This is a genomic window from Thalassospira sp. ABD4_177 (assembly GCF_056160125.1).
Map to the genome: position 1 here is coordinate 965627 of NZ_JBSWWO010000001.1, position 16945 is coordinate 982571.

Annotated in this window: 13 protein-coding genes; 10 read left to right on the forward strand and 3 right to left on the reverse strand. The window is 57.0% G+C overall.

All coding sequences use genetic code 11. The features are described 5' to 3' along the window. Positions 1–120 precede the first annotated feature (120 nt). From ACXAF0_RS04450 to ACXAF0_RS04475, 6 genes are all read left to right on the forward strand, one after another. The gene (locus ACXAF0_RS04450) at positions 121–2232 is read left to right on the forward strand and encodes a methyl-accepting chemotaxis protein (RefSeq protein ID WP_475344150.1); all 2112 of its coding nucleotides are present in this window, start codon (positions 121–123) and stop codon (positions 2230–2232) included. Positions 2233–2568: 336 nt separating this feature from the next. Next, complete coding sequence (locus tag ACXAF0_RS04455; RefSeq protein WP_475344153.1) at positions 2569–3720, forward strand: efflux RND transporter periplasmic adaptor subunit; 1152 nt, start codon at positions 2569–2571, stop codon at positions 3718–3720. Between the two features lie 2 nt (positions 3721–3722). Beyond that, a complete protein-coding gene (locus tag ACXAF0_RS04460) occupies positions 3723–6914 on the forward strand; it encodes an efflux RND transporter permease subunit (RefSeq protein WP_475344154.1) in 3192 nt (1063 codons plus the stop codon). A 1-nt stretch (position 6915) separates the two neighbouring features. After that, positions 6916–8367, forward strand: a complete 1452-nt coding sequence (locus ACXAF0_RS04465; RefSeq protein ID WP_475344155.1) for an efflux transporter outer membrane subunit — start codon at positions 6916–6918, stop codon at positions 8365–8367. Positions 8368–8462: 95 nt separating this feature from the next. After that, positions 8463–9074 (forward strand): alpha-ketoglutarate-dependent dioxygenase AlkB family protein, encoded by a 612-nt coding sequence (locus ACXAF0_RS04470; RefSeq protein ID WP_475344158.1) that lies wholly within the window; start codon positions 8463–8465, stop codon positions 9072–9074. A 107-nt stretch (positions 9075–9181) separates the two neighbouring features. Further along, positions 9182–10231: a LacI family DNA-binding transcriptional regulator gene (locus ACXAF0_RS04475; protein ID WP_475344159.1), complete on the forward strand. Its 1050-nt coding sequence runs from the start codon at positions 9182–9184 to the stop codon at positions 10229–10231. Here the strand turns inward: ACXAF0_RS04475 and ACXAF0_RS04480 are convergent. Then, complete coding sequence (locus ACXAF0_RS04480; RefSeq protein ID WP_475344160.1) at positions 10228–10812, reverse strand: DNA-3-methyladenine glycosylase I; 585 nt, start codon at positions 10810–10812, stop codon at positions 10228–10230. The genes ACXAF0_RS04475 and ACXAF0_RS04480 overlap by 4 nt on opposite strands. 289 nt (positions 10813–11101) lie before the next feature. Here ACXAF0_RS04480 and ACXAF0_RS04485 point away from each other — a divergent pair, with 289 nt between their 5' ends. The 3 genes from ACXAF0_RS04485 (at position 11102) to folD (ending at position 12942) form a co-directional block, all read left to right on the forward strand. Beyond that, entirely contained in the window at positions 11102–11398 is a 297-nt protein-coding gene (locus tag ACXAF0_RS04485; protein ID WP_062955972.1) for a YggT family protein, read from the forward strand. Positions 11399–11806: 408 nt separating this feature from the next. Continuing rightward, positions 11807–12046 carry a DUF167 family protein gene (locus ACXAF0_RS04490; protein ID WP_475344161.1) on the forward strand — a complete coding sequence of 80 codons (240 nt, stop codon included), beginning with the start codon at positions 11807–11809 and terminating at the stop codon, positions 12044–12046. Then, complete coding sequence (gene folD, locus ACXAF0_RS04495) at positions 12043–12942, forward strand: bifunctional methylenetetrahydrofolate dehydrogenase/methenyltetrahydrofolate cyclohydrolase FolD (protein ID WP_475344162.1); 900 nt, start codon at positions 12043–12045, stop codon at positions 12940–12942. The genes ACXAF0_RS04490 and folD overlap by 4 nt, the downstream gene beginning before the upstream one ends. A 65-nt stretch (positions 12943–13007) precedes the next feature. On the opposite strand, the gene ACXAF0_RS04500 is transcribed toward folD, so the two are convergent. Further along, positions 13008–13892: a DMT family transporter gene (locus tag ACXAF0_RS04500; protein WP_475344163.1), complete on the reverse strand. Its 885-nt coding sequence runs from the start codon at positions 13890–13892 to the stop codon at positions 13008–13010. Between the two features lie 96 nt (positions 13893–13988). On the opposite strand from ACXAF0_RS04500, the gene ACXAF0_RS04505 reads away from it, so the two are divergent. Continuing rightward, positions 13989–14948 (forward strand): LysR substrate-binding domain-containing protein, encoded by a 960-nt coding sequence (locus tag ACXAF0_RS04505; RefSeq protein ID WP_475344164.1) that lies wholly within the window; start codon positions 13989–13991, stop codon positions 14946–14948. On the opposite strand, the gene ACXAF0_RS04510 is transcribed toward ACXAF0_RS04505, so the two are convergent. Beyond that, entirely contained in the window at positions 14928–16919 is a 1992-nt protein-coding gene (locus tag ACXAF0_RS04510) for an SLC13 family permease (protein ID WP_475344165.1), read from the reverse strand. The genes ACXAF0_RS04505 and ACXAF0_RS04510 overlap by 21 nt on opposite strands. Between the last annotated feature and the right edge of the window lie 26 nt (positions 16920–16945).

Consider the following 16945-nt stretch of genomic DNA (forward strand, 5'->3'; position numbering starts at 1 on the left):
AATGCGCATCCTGCGCCCCGTTTGATGGATGAACAGGGATTTCATCCAACTGAAACAATTCCCGATGCCGCGCGCATGTATGCAGGACCCCAAACGCCTAATTCACTGTTTGGATGTCCCATGTTTCTTGATCGCATTCGTATCGGATCGCGCATCTTTGCCGGCTTCTTTGTGCTAGTGGTTCTGCTTGTCGGTCTGTCGGCCCTGTCATCGACCTATCTGCTGGGCTTTGGCGCCCATGCGGACCGTATCGCCAAAAGCACCGGGTTGGTCGGCCTTGCCAATGAATACGCATTGAACCTTGAACGGCTGTCCAACCAGGTTCTGCTGTTTGCCCAGACCGTCGATCCCCTCGATCGCAATGGCATCACCGCCATCCGCGAAGTTGCCGAGCAAAGCGGCGCGACGCTCGTTTCCGAGCTGCGGGCGAATGGCGACCTTGATCGTGCCGATGTACTCGAAAGCCTGAGTGCTGATTACATCGCAACCCTCGAGCCGCTTGTCCTGCGCGCAGAAAACCTGTCTGCTGCGTCCGAAACCATGTTGCTGGGTGCCAATCAGCTCGGCAAATCTGCCGCCCGTCTGGAAGATTTCATTACCAATCGCGATCCGGTAATTGCCGAGAAATTCTCAGACAAGCTTGGGGCGGCCAATCTGGCGGCCATCGTCAATTCTCTGCAATATCCGATCCTGCGTACACCGGAATCCCTTGAAGCGGCCCGCACGCAGACATCGGCCCTGACCGACCTGCAGGAAGAAATCAAGTCATCCTTTGATGGCTTGAAGCGCAGCGACAAAAAGCTGTTTTCCTACGCCATCCGCGACAATGACCTGCTCAAGCAGGGCGCCAATCAGCTCGAAGCGTCTGTCGTCGGTTTCCGCCAGTCGATGGATGATTTCAAATCTGCCGTCCGCGAAGTGCAGACCATCACCCAGAATATCCGGTCTGAAGCCATGGCCAACCAGACCGCCCTGGTCGATGCCGCGCACAGTCAGTCGGAAAACTCGGCTCTGACCAACATCGTTGTCGCGGGCATCGGGGTTGTGATCGCGGTTGCGCTTGCCCTTGGCATCGCCATGAGCATCCTGCGTCCGCTTAAACGCGTGAATGGTGACATGACCCGGCTCAGCGAAAATGACACCAACATTACGCTTGCCGATATCAAGCGCCGTGATGAATTCGGTGCCATGTCACGCACAGTGGCGATCTTCCGTGAAAATGCGCTAAAGATTGAAAAAATGGCCGAAGAACGCATCACCCTTCAGCGCATCGAAGAAGAAAAACGCCGTGCGTCACTCGGTGCCATGGCCGAAACCATCGAAGGTGAGACCACCGGTCTTGTCAAATCGGTCAATCATCAGGTGACCCGCATGCGCGAAGCCGTGACCGAGGTCGCGGCTGCGGCAGAACGCGTCACAGCCCAGACCGAAACCGCCACCAGTGCTGCTCATGACAGCCAGTCGCATTCCAACGCCATTGGCGATGCGGCCAACCGCCTGCGCGAAGCAATTGTGTCGATTGCCAACCGCGTCGAACATCAACGCGAAATCGCCCAGAATGCCGTCGGCTCGACCGAGGAATCGGCGCGTGCGGTTGATGATCTGCGTGAAGTGGCCACCAGCATCGAACAGATTGTCGATCTGATCCGTGGCATTGCCGGACAGACCAATATGTTGGCCCTGAACGCCACCATCGAGGCCGCCCGCGCAGGCGACGCCGGCAAGGGCTTCGCCGTCGTCGCGGCAGAGGTCAAAAACCTTGCCAGTCAGACCGAACGTGCGACCCAGCAGATCACTGAACATGTCAACGCGATGGGCGCGGTGACCGATCGTTGTGTCGCCTCCATGGAGGATGTCGGGGTAACCGTACGCTCCATGATGTCAATCTCCGAAGAAGTCGCCGGTGACGTTGAACATCAACGCCGCGAGACCGAGGAAATCACAGGCGCCATTGCCCTTGCCGGCGATGCGGTGCGCAATGTCGGTACCGCGATTGGTGCCGTATCCGAAGACATCGACGTCACCCGCAAACTCAGCCTTGATCTGAACCGCCGTGCCGATGAAGTCGATCGCAATGTGACCGAGCTCACAGCGTCTCTTGATCGTGCGGTGGCATCTGCGGCCGGTGACGAAGAAACCGGTGCAGATGACGGTGCCCGCGATGAAGCCGCAATCTGGCGCGAGGATAATCTGGTCGCCTTCCCGCAAGAGCAAAGGCGCGGTGCCGCCTGATTTCGACGGACTTGCACGAACTTCTGATATCGACATTAAAAGTTGAACAATCCGGGCCTGCACACCGTATATCGGGTGTGCAGGTCTGTTGCATTTGGCTGATTTTTCCTGTTCAAAACACAGGGTTTATCGGCAGTCAGGATACAAATTGCGACGTTTCTGATACACTTTTTGTGTGGTTCTGACCGGCCTGTTGCAATATCGTTTCGGGCATCGGGATTTCAGAAAAAGCATCAAGCCCTATCGGGGTATAGAATTGAAATACCGATACTTTCCCGGCGCGGGAACAGGGTTTTTAAGGTTGTTTGGTCAGCCCGACTTGGAAGTTCAAATGTGATGGCGCGTAAATCGACGCTTCTGATCGCAGGTGTTGCACTGATTGCAGGTGCGGCCGCTGCCTATTTCTTTGCCAAAGACGACATCACGGCGTTGATCGCGCCCGATGCGCAACCCGCAAGCATGGCCCAGCGCGGTGGCGCGGAACGCAGCCTTCCGGTGATTGCCGAATATGCCCGCCTGATGGATGAAAAAACCGTGGTTGAGGCCGTCGGGACTGGCAAATCCGCGCTTGGTGTTTCCATCTATCCTGCGGTGTCGGGTGAAGTTGACGATGTGCTGGTTCGTGCGGGCGACAAGGTGACCAAAGGTCAGGTGCTTGTCATCCTTGATGCCGAACGTGAACGCCTTGCCCGCGACCTTGCCGCGGTTCAGACCCGCGATGCCCAGCAGCTTCTTGACCGCTATGAAAAGGCCCGCCCGCTGGGCGCTGTTGCCGAAAGCGAAGTCGACAGCGCACGTACAGCGCTGGCCGAGGCCCGCATTGCCCTGGATCAGGCCGAGGTCAATCTGGCTGACCGCACCATTCTGGCCCCGTTTGACGGCATTGTCGGCATCCCGCAGATCGAGGCGGGCGACCGTGTCGACAGTTCCACGGTGCTTGTCACCCTTGATAACATCGAAAGTATTCTGGTCGATTTTGAAGTCGCCGAAACCCGCTTTGACAATGTCCGACCCGGCCAGTCGGTGCGCGTTGAAACCTGGAGCCTGCCCGGTGAAGTCTTTACCGGCGTGGTGGAGTCCATTGGCAGCCGCATTGATCCCGAAAGCCGTACTTTTGCTGTGCGTGCGCGCGTCCCCAACCCCAATAGCCGCCTTCTGGCAGGCATGTCCTTTGCGGTTTATGTCGATATCGAAGGCAAACAATATCCCGCCGTTGCCGAAATATCGGTCCTGTGGGGCGATGAAGGCACCTATGTCTGGCGCATCGATGATGAAAACAAGGTCTCGCGCGTTCCGGTCCGTGTGGTGAAACGCACCAATGGCCGCATCCTGCTTGATGGTAGCATTTCCGAAGGTGATTTGGTGGTGGTCGAGGGGGTCTTGCGTCTGCGTCCGGGCCGAACTGTTTCCGCGTCGATCCGCGGTGATAATGTTCAGTCTGGCGGCGGTGGCGTTGCCACCCGCGAAGGTGCGGGCGAGGGATCCTGATCATGACGACAGGCTCCGACAATCACGATCAAAACGATCTTGCATCGCTCAGTATCCGTCGCCCGGTTCTGATCAGTGTGGTGGCCATGCTGATCATTCTGGCGGGCTTGGCGGCCATGCTGGGGGTGGAAATCCGTGAACTGCCCAATGTTGACCGCCCGACCATCACGGTAACCGCCGACTATGACGGGGCATCGCCTGAAACGGTTGATTCAGAGGTCACCGGCATCCTCGAAAGTGCGGCATCGCGTGTCAGCGGCATCAAGGAAATCAGCTCGCAAAGCGAAGAGGCCAATGCCCGCATTCGCATCGAGTTTTATCCCGATGTTGAAATCAACGATGCCGCCAGCGATATCCGCGAAGCCATCAGCCGGGCTGAACGCAGCCTGCCCGACGGGGTTGAAAACATCCGTGTGGTCAAGGCCGATGCCGATGCCAGCGCCATCATGCGCATTGCGGTTGTCAGCAACCGCCTGACCGAGGAAGAACTCGCCAACATCGTCGAAGACCAGATCAGCCCGTCCTTGCTGTCCGTGCCCGGTGTGGCCGAAGTCGGGATAAACGGGGACCGCGAACGTGTCTTGCATGTGCGCGTTGATCCGCTGCGTATGGCAAGTTACGGTCTTTCGGTTCAGGATGTCGCCGATCTTCTGCGCACCGCCCAGTTCGATATTCCGGCCGGCAGTTTTGAGTCCTCTGACCAAAAGCTGTTCGTGCGTGCCGATGCCTCTGTCTGGGAGGTGGATCGGCTCAATCAGATGCTGGTGCTTGATGGTGTGCCTCTGGGCGATGTCGCCGATATCTATTACGGCCCGGATGATGCGTCGTCCTATGTGCGCTTGAATGGCCGCACCGTGATCGGGCTTTCCATCACCCGTCAGGCGCAATCAAACACCATCGCCATCTCCAACGGGGTGCGCGACGTCGTTGAACGGCTCAATGCGCAATATGACGATCTTGATGTCTTCGTGAACTCCGATGATGCGGTCTTTATCGAAGGCGCGCTATGGGAAGTGATCTTCAGCCTCGCCCTTGCCGTCATCATCGTGATCGCGGTGCTTTACCTGTTTCTGCGCTCCTTCACCGCAACATTGATCCCGACCATCACCATTCCAATTGCCCTGATCGGTACGGTCGCCGCCATCTGGGCGATGGGCTTTTCGATCAACATCCTGACCCTTCTGGCACTTGTTCTGGCCACCGGAATGATCGTCGATGACGCGATTGTTGTTCTGGAAAATATTCAGCGCCGTCGTCATCAGGGGCTTGGTTCCATGGCGGCGGCGGTTCTTGGAACCCGTCAGGTCTTCTTTGCGGTCATCGCGACCACATTGACGCTGATTTCGGTGTTCGTGCCTATTTCCTTCCTGCCGAGCACTGCGGGCCGACTATTCCGCGAGTTTGGTTTCGTGCTGGCCTTTGCGGTGGCGGTGTCCTCGTTTGTCGCGCTCTCGCTCTGTCCGATGCTGGCATCGCGCCTCAAACACATCGATCCGCATGACGGCAAGACCGATGATGCGCCCAATATGCTTGAACGCGTCGGCTTCTTCTGTGCCGGGATTTATCGCCGCGTTCTCGAAGCTGCCCTTGGCAGCCCCGTCATCACACTGATGATCTGTATCGTTGCCGGCGGGACGGCCATTGGCGTCTATACCAGTGTTACGCAGGAACTCCTGCCTGATGAGGATCGCGGCCGTATTCTGGTTTCCATGCGCGGACCGGATGGGGTTGGCATTGATTATATGGACCGTCAGGTCGAGGCGGTTGAAGACATCCTGCGCCCCGTGGTCGAGGCGGGGGATGCCTACAACATCTACACCATTGTCGGCCTGTGGGACCCGAACCGCGCGCTGGTGATTGCGCCACTGAAACCATGGGAAGAACGCAACCGCTCGCAACAGGAAATTACCGCCTCTATCCGGGGCGATCTGAATGCGCTTCCGGGCGTGCAGGCCTATATCTGGCAGCCCAACAGTCTGGGGCTTCGTGGCGGCACGGGCGAGGGACTTGAATTTGCCCTGACCGGGACAAGCTATCGCACGCTGGCCGAAAATGCCCGCGTCCTGCAGCAGGAGATCGAGGCAAACTATCCCGGCCTCACCGGCCTTCGGGTATCCTATCAAACCACCCAGCCGCAGCTTCTGGTCAATATTGATCGCAAGCGCGCCTTTGATCTGGGCATCCCGATCGAGGAGCTTGATACCACGCTCCGCGCAATGATCGAGGGTTATGAAGTCACCGAAATCAATGTCGATGACCAGAATGTCCCGATCAAACTGCGCAGCGCGCTGGGCAGCATCAATGACCCATCTGATCTTGAAAATCTGTTTGTCACCGGCACCAATGGCCGCGTTCTGCCGCTGTCTTCTGTCATTACGCTCAGCGAAGAAGCGGTTGCCTCCGAACTTGAACGCGAAGGCCAGCAACGCGCTGTCATCATTTCCGCCAACCTCGCACCGGGCTATACCCTGGCCGAGGCGGTCGGGGATGTGAACGCGGTCGGTGATCAGTTGCTGCCACCTGGTGTCGGTATCCTGTTCTTGGGTAACGCGGCGGCCCTTGGGGAAACCGCCAATGACGTGCAGATCACCTTCCTGATTGCGGTACTTGTCGTGCTGCTGGTTCTGGCAGCCCAGTTCGAAAGCTTTACCTCCGCCCTTGTGGTGGTTTTGACAGTGCCATTTGGTTTGGCGGCGGCCATCTATGCGCTGGCCCTTAGTGGCACCTCGGTCAATATCTATAGCCAGATCGGGTTGGTGATGCTGGTCGGACTGATGGCGAAGAACGGCATTCTGGTTGTCGAATTTGCCGATCAGCTCCGTGATGCTGGCAAATCCGTCCGCGAAGCTGTGCATGATGCGGCCATGGTGCGTTTGCGTCCGATCATGATGACCATGATCTCGACTGTTCTGGGCGGTTTGCCGCTGGTTCTTGGCTCCGGCGCCGGGGCAGAGGCCCGCGCAGCGATTGGCTGGGTCGTATTTGGCGGTCTTGGCTTTGCCACGGTCTTTACCCTGTTCCTGACCCCGGTGCTCTATCTGCTGCTGGCCCCGCTGGTTTCGGCCCGTGCCGATGGTGGCAAGAAACTGCAAAGCCAGTTGCGCGCCGCAGAAGCCATTCCCGATCACGGCGAAGCTGCATCACATGTCGCCAATGAGCCCGAGGGTGGCGGTCTTCAAGGAAGTGCGAAATAATATGAGTAATCCTCACATTTCTGCTGTTTCGGGACTTGCCCTTTTGCTTGCACTGGCCGGGTGTCAGTCGGTCGGGCCGGATTACACTGCACCAAGCTTTGATCTGGTCGGCGCCTACACCCCGGAAATCCCGGTGATTGCCGCCAATCAGAACGAACAGGGCCGCTGGTGGGAAAGCACCACCGATCCGGTTTTAAATGGTCTGATTAATGAAGGCGTCAATAATAATATTGATCTTCAGATCGCGATCAGCCGCATCCGCGCCGCTGCCGCAACCGCCCGCGGCGTTGCCGGGGCCAATGGACCGCAGGTCGGCGCGTCTGTTGATGGCTCGGCCAGCCGGTCGACGTCTAGCCGCGCCAGTGGCGATCAGGTCACCGATATGGGTTATGGCGCGGGCATTGATTTCTCCTGGACTGCCGATATCTGGGGTGGTCAGACGCGTGAGGAAGAAGTCGCCGAGGCCGATTATCTTCAGCAGGTCTATCTGCGCGAAGATGTCTATCGCACCATGATTGCCGATATCATCGGAAACTATATCGAACTGCGCGGGGCACAGCGCCGTCTGGCGCTTCTGCAGGACTCGCTTGATCTGCAACGTCAGACCAGCAACATCGTGCAGGTGCGCTTGCAAACCGGTCTTGGCTCCGAACTGGATCTGTCGCGCGCCCGGGCCGAGGTCGCCGATCTCGAAGCCACCGTTCCGATCCTGCAAACCACCATTGATCGTTCGATCAACGCGATCTCGATCTTGGTTGGTGCACAGCCAGGCACCCACCGTGACCTGTTACTGGATGCATCGCCTCTGCCGGAATTTCAAAGCAGCCCGCCAATCGGCATCCCGGCCGATTTGCTGCGCCGTCGCCCGGACGTGCGCGCCGCAGAACTGGCCCTGATTTCCGCGACCTCGCAAATCGGGGTGGAGACGGCAACGCTTTATCCGGAATTGTCCCTTGATGGGTCCTTGGCGCTTGGTGTGACCGGTTATGGCACCGGCCCGATTGTCCGCACCGCCATGGCCGCCATCGGGGCCCTGATTGATGCCACCCTTTATGATGGTGGCGAGCGCCGTGCCAATATCTCTGTGGCCGAGGAAGAGGCAGAACAAGCCTTCCTTACCTATCGCCAGACTCTTTTGACCGCGATAGAGGAAGTCGAAAGCGCGATTTACGGTTATGTCGGGGCGGTGGCCCAACGTGATTCCCTGATCGCATCGGTGCAATATCACCGCGACGCGTTTGAACAATCGCGGGTGCGTTATGTGCAGGGGCTTTCGGACTTCCTTGATGTGCTCGATTCCCAGCGCAGTCTGACAGCATCGCTGCAATCCCTTGCCGATTCCGAAACCGATCTCGAGCTTGAAACCATCAATCTCTATAGCGCGGCGGGCCTCAGTGTCGAGGACGTCGAACGCTATGCCAGTGAGGCGGTTGTTACGCTGGTGAACGGTTAGAAGCTGTTGCAAAAACGCATATATCAGCGAACTGTGGCTTGAGTTTCAGCATGGAACATCCTAGGTCTTTGGCAATCTGAATTCCGGGGAATATCATGACCGGCGATCTGTTTGCCAATGAACCACCACGCAACCTTTTGCCCTTTGACGGCGAAGTGCTGTTGCTGCGTGACATCATGGCTGATGATGAGGCCGACAAGACCTTTGCCAGGCTTCAAAGCAACATCGTCTGGCAACAGGAAACCGCCAAAATCCATGGCAAGGAAATCCCGGTGCCGCGCCTGACCGCCTGGTATGGAGAGGTCGCCTATCGCTATAGCGGCGTCTATCACCCGGCAAGCCCGTTTCCCTCGATCGTTGCCCCGTTGCGCACCCTGGCCGAAGATTTGGCTGGCGCTGACTTCAACACCGTCTTGCTCAACCAGTATCGCGATGGGCGCGACAGTGTTTCGTGGCATGCCGATGACGAAGAAGTTTTGGGCGAAAGTCCGGTCATTGCCAGCCTGACCTTCGGGCAGGAACGGCGGTTCCATTTCCGCCACAAGCAAACCGGCGATCGCATCAGTGTTGATCTGCCCCATAACTCGGCACTGATCATGTCGGGCGCGACACAGCATTGCTGGCTGCATCAATTGCCCAAAACGGCGCGCCAAGTCGGCCCGCGCATCAACCTGACCTTCCGCAATACCCGTCCGGAAAACCGATAGGGCCTTGGTTGGGTTTGGAATGAATGTGTTCTGGCCGTATGGCCCTGCTTCTGGCTATAGTGTCGCCAATTCAAACGGGTAATGACGGTTTTAGGGATCAGGCAGGCATGGCAAAACGCGTAAAACTTCTCGATGTCGCCAAGGCGGCCGGGGTTTCGCAGGGTACGGCCTCCAACGCCTTTGGCAAGCCCGATCTGGTTCGCCCGGAAGTCCGCGAACGCATTTTTGAAGCCGCGAGTGAACTTGGTTATCGCGGCCCGCATGTCATGGCGCGCATGCTGCGCACCGGCAAGGCCGGGGCACTCGGCGTCGTCTTCCCCGACAATCTTGAATATGCCTTTAGCGATCCGGTGGCGATTGAATTGCTGCGCGGGATTGGACGCGAATGCGCGCGCCATGGGGTCAATGTCATGATTATCTCGGCGGAAAACCCCGAACAGGCGATTACGGCGGTCAACAATGCCGCCGTCGATGCTTTTCTGGTGCATTGCTATTCCGATAATAACGACATCATCAAAGCCATCCAGCGCCGTAATCAGCCGCTGATCAGTATTGATACCGACATTGCCGGTGCGGCGGGCACGGTGGTGCTTGATGACTTTTCAGCCGCCAAAAATGCGGCGCAGCACCTGCTTGATTGCGGTGCTTCGAAATTCGCAATCCTGTCGCTGCAGGCAACCGAACATGATCATTTTGGCCCGATGAGCTCCAACCGTCTGGGGGCTGCTAGCCACCGGGTGGTGCGCGAACGTTTGGCGGGCTACCACGACGCCCTTGAGGTTGCCGGAATTGCCGCAAGTGATGTTGTCCATATCGAATGCGACAACCAGTCGGGTCACAGCGCCAAAATGACGACCGCGCTTCTCGCAGACCATCCCGACATCAACGGTATTCTTGCCATGTCCGATGTGATCGCCATCGGCGCCATTGATGCCGCACGCGCCATCGGCCGCAAGGTGCCCGGCGACCTCAAGGTCATTGGCATTGACGGCATTCAAGCTGGCGAACGCACCGACCCGCCACTCACCACCATGCATCAGGATTCTGTCGAAAAGGGCCGGTTGGCGGCCGAAATGGCCCTGTCCGAAGAACCGGGCAAGACTATCACGCTTGCAACCAGCCTGCTGTTGCGTGGGTCTACTCAGGCTCCGAACTAGGAAAGCTCGGCGTAGCGATAACAATCCGTTGTGTGGTCCATCACGATGCCTGTGGCCTGCAGGAAGGAATAGATGATCGTGGTGCCGACAAATTTCATGCCGCGTTTTTTCAGATCCTTGGAGACGCGGTCACTCAGTTCGGTCGAGACCGGTACGTCTGACATGCTTTTCCAGTGATTGATTACCGGTATTCCTCCTACAAATGACCAGATGTAGGAATCGAAGCTTCCGAACTCTTTCTGGATGTTGAGGAATGTTTGCGCATTTTGAATAGACGCCGCGACTTTTAATTTATTTCGAATAATCCCCGGGTCGGCCAGAAGGGCTTCTTTTTTGGCATCATCATAGGCGGCGACCTTATTGACATCGAAATTGTCATAAGCCGCGCGATAGGTATCCCGCCTTGCCAGAATGGTCAGCCAGCTCAAGCCGGCTTGCGCGCCTTCAAGGATCAGCATTTCAAAGAAATGCCGGTCATCATGCACCGGAACACCCCATTCGCTGTCGTGATAATCAACATAAAACGGTTTATCGGCATGGGTCAGGGCCCAGCCACAGCGTGGTTGATCCGTATCTTGCATGATTATTCCTCCTTTGCTGCCCGTATTCTGGCGTTGAAGCGGGCCTGCATACAAGGCGTAATCGGGGCGGGGCTGACATCTCCTGACAGTTTCTGGCAGGGCGTTAACGCCCTGTGTTTTTCGCGCCTTTGGTGAGCATGATCACAAAGCGATGAAAACTTCGGGCGAATTGCACCAAAATCAACGCTGTGTGCTTGCGTTGGCGGCCATTGCCGACTAGGTTTTGCTGCGTGCAAACATCTTTCCGGGCCCAAAACGTCCATGTGCCCGGCGATTGTAAGGAGCGGCGATGCTGGCGATTTTCTGGCTGATTGACACTGTGGTGGGTATCTACATTTTCATGCTGATTGCATCTGCAATCCTGTCATGGCTTGTGGCGTTCAACGTGATCAATACCAACAACCGGTTCGTCTATATGGTCGGTGATTTCCTCTATCGTGTCACCGAACCGGCATTGCGCCCGATCCGGCGGATCATGCCCGATCTTGGCGGTATTGATATCTCGCCGATTATCCTGATCCTGATCCTGCAATTTGCCAACATGCTGATCCAGACCGATGTCCGGATGGCGCTTGTAGGGTATTAGGTCCGGCCCCTAATGTCTCATTTCACCTATTAAATTGTCTCATTTAGACAATGTCTGATCACGCGCCCGTGTTACGGTCCGAGCCATCAGGGGTTCGACTGTTCGTTCGGTTGACGCCAAAGGCATCGCGCAACGCGATTGGTGATGTCATGGTCGATGCCAACGGGCAGCAGCAGCTGAGGGTCTGGATCCCTTGATTTGATTGAAATGGCAGTCGTTACATTTGTGATCTCCAAGGAAAAGCCCGCAGTGCGGGGGAGGTCTCCCGGACAAGGGGTTTGACGCCGGAGCGCGCAAATGTAACGACTGTCCTTCGGATCAATCAGATTTGCACAGCTACTTTGTCGCAAAACCTTGAAAGATGTATATCGTCCGGCGGTTTTGCTTCGCGTATCTGCACAAATCTGAGTGACCATTACAACCAAATTAAGGGATCCAGACCCTCTGGTGTCGGTGACGGCCGTGCCGGAAAACGGCAAGGCCAATCAGGCGCTGATAAAACTTTTGGCAAAAGCGGCCAAATGTCCTAAATCGTCGGTCAGGATTGTTTCCGGGCAAACTGATCGCACCAAAACGCTGCTGATCGACGGAAATCCCGAAGAGCTGATGGCGAAAATATCCCAACTCACGGGGCGGACAGACATATGAGTGACGCGAAAATCATCGACGGCAAGGCATTCGCAGCCAACCTGCGCACCGACATCACGGCCGAAGTATCAAAGCTTAAATCCGAACATGGCGTAACACCGGGTCTGGCCGTCATTCTGGTCGGCGAAGACCCGGCCAGTCAGGTCTATGTACGCAACAAGGGCAAGCAGACCCTTGAATGCGGCATGAATTCCTATGAGCACAAGCTCCCGGCGGAAACCAGCGAGGCCGATCTGCTGGCCCTGATCGCCAAGCTCAATGCCGATGAAAACGTGCATGGCATTCTCTGCCAGCTTCCAGTGCCCAAGCACATCAACGAGCAGGCCATTCTGGCCGCCATCGACCCGGCCAAGGATGTGGACGGCTTCCACGTTGTCAATGCCGGCGCCCTGGCGACAGGTGGGGAGGGCTTTGCCCCTTGCACACCGTATGGCTGTCTGATGTTGCTGAAAGATACGCTTGGTGATCTGTCGGGTAAACGTGCCGTCGTGGTCGGGCGTTCAAACATTGTTGGCAAGCCGATGGCGCAGTTGCTGCTCAAGGAAAGCTGCACGGTCACCATCGCGCATTCGCGTACCCGCGACCTGCCTGATGAAGTCCGCCGTGCCGATATCGTCGTTGCCGCCGTTGGTCGCCCGAACATGATCAAGGGTGACTGGATTGCGCCGGGTGCCACCGTGATTGATGTTGGCATCAACCGCATTGATGGCGAAAACGGCAAGACCAAACTGGTCGGTGATGTCGAGTTCGAAACCGCATCCAAAGTTGCCGGTGCCATCACCCCGGTCCCGGGCGGTGTCGGCCCAATGACCATTGCCTGCCTGCTCAACAACACCCTGATTTCGGCCTGCCGTGCCAACGGCCTTGAAGTGCCGAACCTTGGGTTTGACAGCTAAGCTGCAACACCATATCGAAATTGCTAAAGGGCAGCCATTGGCTGCCCTTTTTGTTTTTGCCGACCCTATTTGGCGGTCTTGCCCGCAGTGAAGCGTTTCCGGGCAGTGGGACGTTCGACAATAACAAGCGCAACACCTGCAATGACGATGGCACCGCCTATCAGCGACATCCGGGTCAGGTTTTCATCGAGCCATAAGACCCCGCCGAGGATTGTCGTGACAGGCACCAGCAGCAAAAACGGACTGACAAACGCCACCGGATATTTCCCGATCAGGTGATACCAGATGCCGACACCACCGACGGTCATGGCCGTGCCAAGGTAGATCACCGTCATCCAGACGGCTGGCGTCGCATTTACCATCAAGTCGATCTGATCGCTTTCGAGAAGTGCTGAAATCAAGAGCAGTTGAGGAAAAGCAAAAGCCGAAATCCATGCCAGATTGCGCAATCCGCCGGTTTCACCAAGTTTGCGGATTTTTATCTGTCCGACAGCCCATGTCAGTATGCTGCCCAATACCCATGCAACAGCGACGATGTTGGTTCTAATCTGCGGATCACCAGCGATCAAAACGATGCCCGCAAAAGCGATCATGGTGCCGACGGCTTTTTTATATCCGGGCATTTCACCAAGCATGAAGGCGCCCAGCATAATCAAAACCGGTGCTTCAAGTTGGACCAGAAGAATGGTCGTCGACGCATCAAGGTCCTTCAGGCCGACATAAATCATGGCATAGGGGACCGTGATGGCCAGAGCGGAGATGAGCATGATATTGCGCATCTGGCCGAATGGCGGTTTGACAAACCAGATCAACACGATGGCTGCGACACCAAAGCGAAATGCTGCCAAGAGGATGGGCGGGAAGTGGTCGAGTGCGGCCTTGGCCAGAACCCAGCCCATGCCGAAGATGATCGACATCAGGGTCGCCAGAAGAAGATGCTTAGGTTTCACGTTTAAGTTCAATTAAGTTGTGGTTGTTTGAATGTGGAGGTTGTGATCCAATATTCCCGAACAATATTGGTGAAATCCAATCATTTGAAATGTGAGATGAATTCAGAAAAACTAAAGTCTAGAACCTCTGGGTGGTTGCCGTCTCTTAAATCCATCCGCGCATTGGAGACCGTGGCAAGACATGGGAGCTTTCAACTCGCCGCAGAGGAGTTGGGCGTTAGTCCTGCAGCCGTTCATCAGTTGGTGCGCGGTCTGGAAGATGTGATTGGGCAGGACCTTGTCATTCGCGATGGTCGCAACGTGGCCATTACACGAGCAGCCGAGGCCGGTTTGGCCGAGCTTCATGTCGCCTTTAAAAACCTCAGCGCCGGGGTGCGCAAAATTCGTGAATATGATGGACGGCGGCAATTAAGGATCTCGGTCGATCCGTCTTTTGCTCAGGCGTGGCTTGTGGGTCGGCTTGGCCGTTTTCAGGCGGAAAATCCCGAGATTGATATTCTTTTGGACTCAACGACACGCTTTGCGGATGTGGTGCAAGGTCATGCGGATGTCGCGTTGCGGTACACAAAAGATGTCGAAGATGATTTGAGTGCGATCAGATTTTTTGAAGATGAAACCATCGCTGTTTGCAGTCCTTCATTGATCCCCGACAAGATGCGTCCGCTTGATATCGCATCGATTGCCGAGTTTCCTTTGCTTCATTTCGACTGGACGCAAACGGCGCAAATTCAGCTCAGTTGGCAACGCTGGGTGAGCCTTGTCGGCGGGCCAGCCTTACCGCTCAGCGGAGGAGCCCGGTTTAATGATTATAACGCTGTCGTTCAGGCGGCAATTGCCGGGCAGGGTATTGCGCTGGTGGGGAGGCCCCTGGTCACCGAGGCCCTTCGAACCGGCATCCTTATCGAGCCTTTTGAGCGTAGTTATCGCAATGGATACGGCTATTTTGCGATCAGAGCCCTGATGTTGGGCGGGCGTGATGATCCGTTTGCCGAAAAGTTCGTTTCATGGGTCGTTGCTGAGAGCGAAGGCGACAAACTAGAGCGGCCAAACCCATAGAAGTGTCGGCACCCCAACCGCAACCACGATGATCTCAATCGGCAGGCCGAGGCGCCAGTAGTCGCTGAAGCGGAAGCCGCCGGGGCCGAGGATCAGGGTGTTGTTCTGATGGCCGATGGGGGTGAGGAAGGCGCAGGATGCACCGATGGCCACCGCCATCAGGAACGGGTCGGAGCTGGCGTCCAGTCGCGCGGCACTGCCAATGGCAATCGGACACATCACGGCCGCAGTGGCGGCGTTGTTCATGAAATCAGACAGGGTCATGGTGACCACCAGGATCAGGCCAACGGCGATTACCGCATTGCCCTGGGCGACGGATTCCAGCAGGAAGCGTGCGATCAGATCGGCACTGCCGGTACTTTCCATGGCATTGGCAACCGGGATCAGGGCGGCGAGCAGGACCACCACCGGCCAGTCGACCGCATCATAAAGCGTGCGCGGTGACACGACACCCGTGAGCAAGGTTGCCAACACACCCAGCGCGAAGGCAATGGCGGCGGGCAGGATGCCAAAGGCGGCAAGGGCGATGGCAATCGCCATGATGCCGGTCGCCTTGAGCGCCTGGGTCTTGTCGCCAAGGTTCAGCGAGCGTTCGGCCAGCGGCACACAGCCGAGACGGTTGCCAAATTCATGAATGGCAGCCGGTGTGCCCTGCATCAACAGCACGTCCCCGGCGCGCATTTTCATGGTGCGCAGGCGGCTCATGGAGCGGTGGCCCTGACGGGAAATGGCTAGCAGGTTGACGCCATAGCGGCTGCGAATGCGGATATCGGCAGCAGACCGACCGATGAAGGCGGCGTTTGGCAGAACCGCGACCTCGATCAGGGAAATGTCGTCGGACTGGACGGGCTTTTTGTGCGGTTCGGCTTCGTTCTCTGTTTCATCGTCCGCGGTCGCATCTTCATGCGCGTCGTTTTTGTGCGCAGCAATTTCTTTCTCGGCGGGTTTTGCCGCCTGTTGTGCCTTGGTCTTTGCCGTTTCTTCTGCGTCGTCTGAGGCCTCGGTCTCTTCTCCCGCTTCTGTATCCTCTGGCGCCTTTTGTTTTTCAGCCTCCTTGGCGGCTTCCTTGGCGCGCGCGTCGCGCCATTCGGCTTCAAGGGTGAGTTCGAGACTGCCAAGCGCGCTTGAAAGACCTTCGGGGTCGGCTTCGATCAGAAGGATGTCGTCCTGATGGAGTTCGCGAAACGGGCTTGGGGCCGGGATGCGGGTTTCATTGCGGATCAGGCCGATGATCTGGGCATCGGACTTTTCAAGTTCGTTGTTGATATCACGCAGCAACATGCCGATGGCCTTGCTGCCCTCGGTAATGCGGGCCTCGGTCAAATAGGAGCCGGTTTCAAATCCCTCGGCCCCGGCGCGTTCGCGATTGGGTACCAGAAAGCGGCCAAACAGAATGACAAAGGCGAGCCCCGCCAGCGCAATGGCAATGCCGACCGGGCTGAAATCAAACATCGAAAAGCCTGATCCGGTGGCCTCGGCCCGGAAGCCCGAGACAATCAGGTTGGGTGGTGTGCCGATCAGGGTCGTCATCCCGCCCAGGATCGAGCCAAAAGCCAGCGGCATCAGGATTTTGCCCGGTGGCAGATCCTGTTTGTTGGCGATCTGAAGGGCAATCGGCATCAAAAGGGCCAATGCGCCGACATTGTTCATGAAGGCGGACAGGACAGCAGCCAGAAGACTAAGGGCGGCCATGGTAACAAACGGGCCGGCCGATTGCGGCAGGACGGTCCGAGACAATGTATCGACCGCACCGGATCGTTGCAGGGCAGAGGACAGGATCAGGATGCAGGCGACGGTGATGACGGCCGGATGGCCAAATCCGACAAAGGCGTCCTCGGTTGGAACCAACCCCAGAATGACACAGACCAGAAGGGATGCCATGGCGACCATGTCATGGCGCCAGCGGCCCCATAAAAACAGCACAACCGTGCCAAGCAGTACGGCCAGAATCATGATCTGCGGGGTGGTCATTCGGGCTGTCCTGTTTGTTGGGGTGT

Coding starts and splice junctions, on each gene's coding strand:
- ACXAF0_RS04450 (WP_475344150.1), top strand. CDS start 121: ATGTTTCTTGATCGCATTCGTATCGGATCGCGCATCTTTGCCGGCTTC.
- ACXAF0_RS04455 (WP_475344153.1), top strand. CDS start 2,569: ATGGCGCGTAAATCGACGCTTCTGATCGCAGGTGTTGCACTGATTGCA.
- ACXAF0_RS04460 (WP_475344154.1), top strand. CDS start 3,723: ATGACGACAGGCTCCGACAATCACGATCAAAACGATCTTGCATCGCTC.
- ACXAF0_RS04465 (WP_475344155.1), top strand. CDS start 6,916: ATGAGTAATCCTCACATTTCTGCTGTTTCGGGACTTGCCCTTTTGCTT.
- ACXAF0_RS04470 (WP_475344158.1), top strand. CDS start 8,463: ATGACCGGCGATCTGTTTGCCAATGAACCACCACGCAACCTTTTGCCC.
- ACXAF0_RS04475 (WP_475344159.1), top strand. CDS start 9,182: ATGGCAAAACGCGTAAAACTTCTCGATGTCGCCAAGGCGGCCGGGGTT.
- ACXAF0_RS04480 (WP_475344160.1), bottom strand. CDS start 10,812: ATGCAAGATACGGATCAACCACGCTGTGGCTGGGCCCTGACCCATGCC.
- ACXAF0_RS04485 (WP_062955972.1), top strand. CDS start 11,102: ATGCTGGCGATTTTCTGGCTGATTGACACTGTGGTGGGTATCTACATT.
- folD (WP_475344162.1), top strand. CDS start 12,043: ATGAGTGACGCGAAAATCATCGACGGCAAGGCATTCGCAGCCAACCTG.
- ACXAF0_RS04505 (WP_475344164.1), top strand. CDS start 13,989: ATGAATTCAGAAAAACTAAAGTCTAGAACCTCTGGGTGGTTGCCGTCT.
- ACXAF0_RS04510 (WP_475344165.1), bottom strand. CDS start 16,919: ATGACCACCCCGCAGATCATGATTCTGGCCGTACTGCTTGGCACGGTT.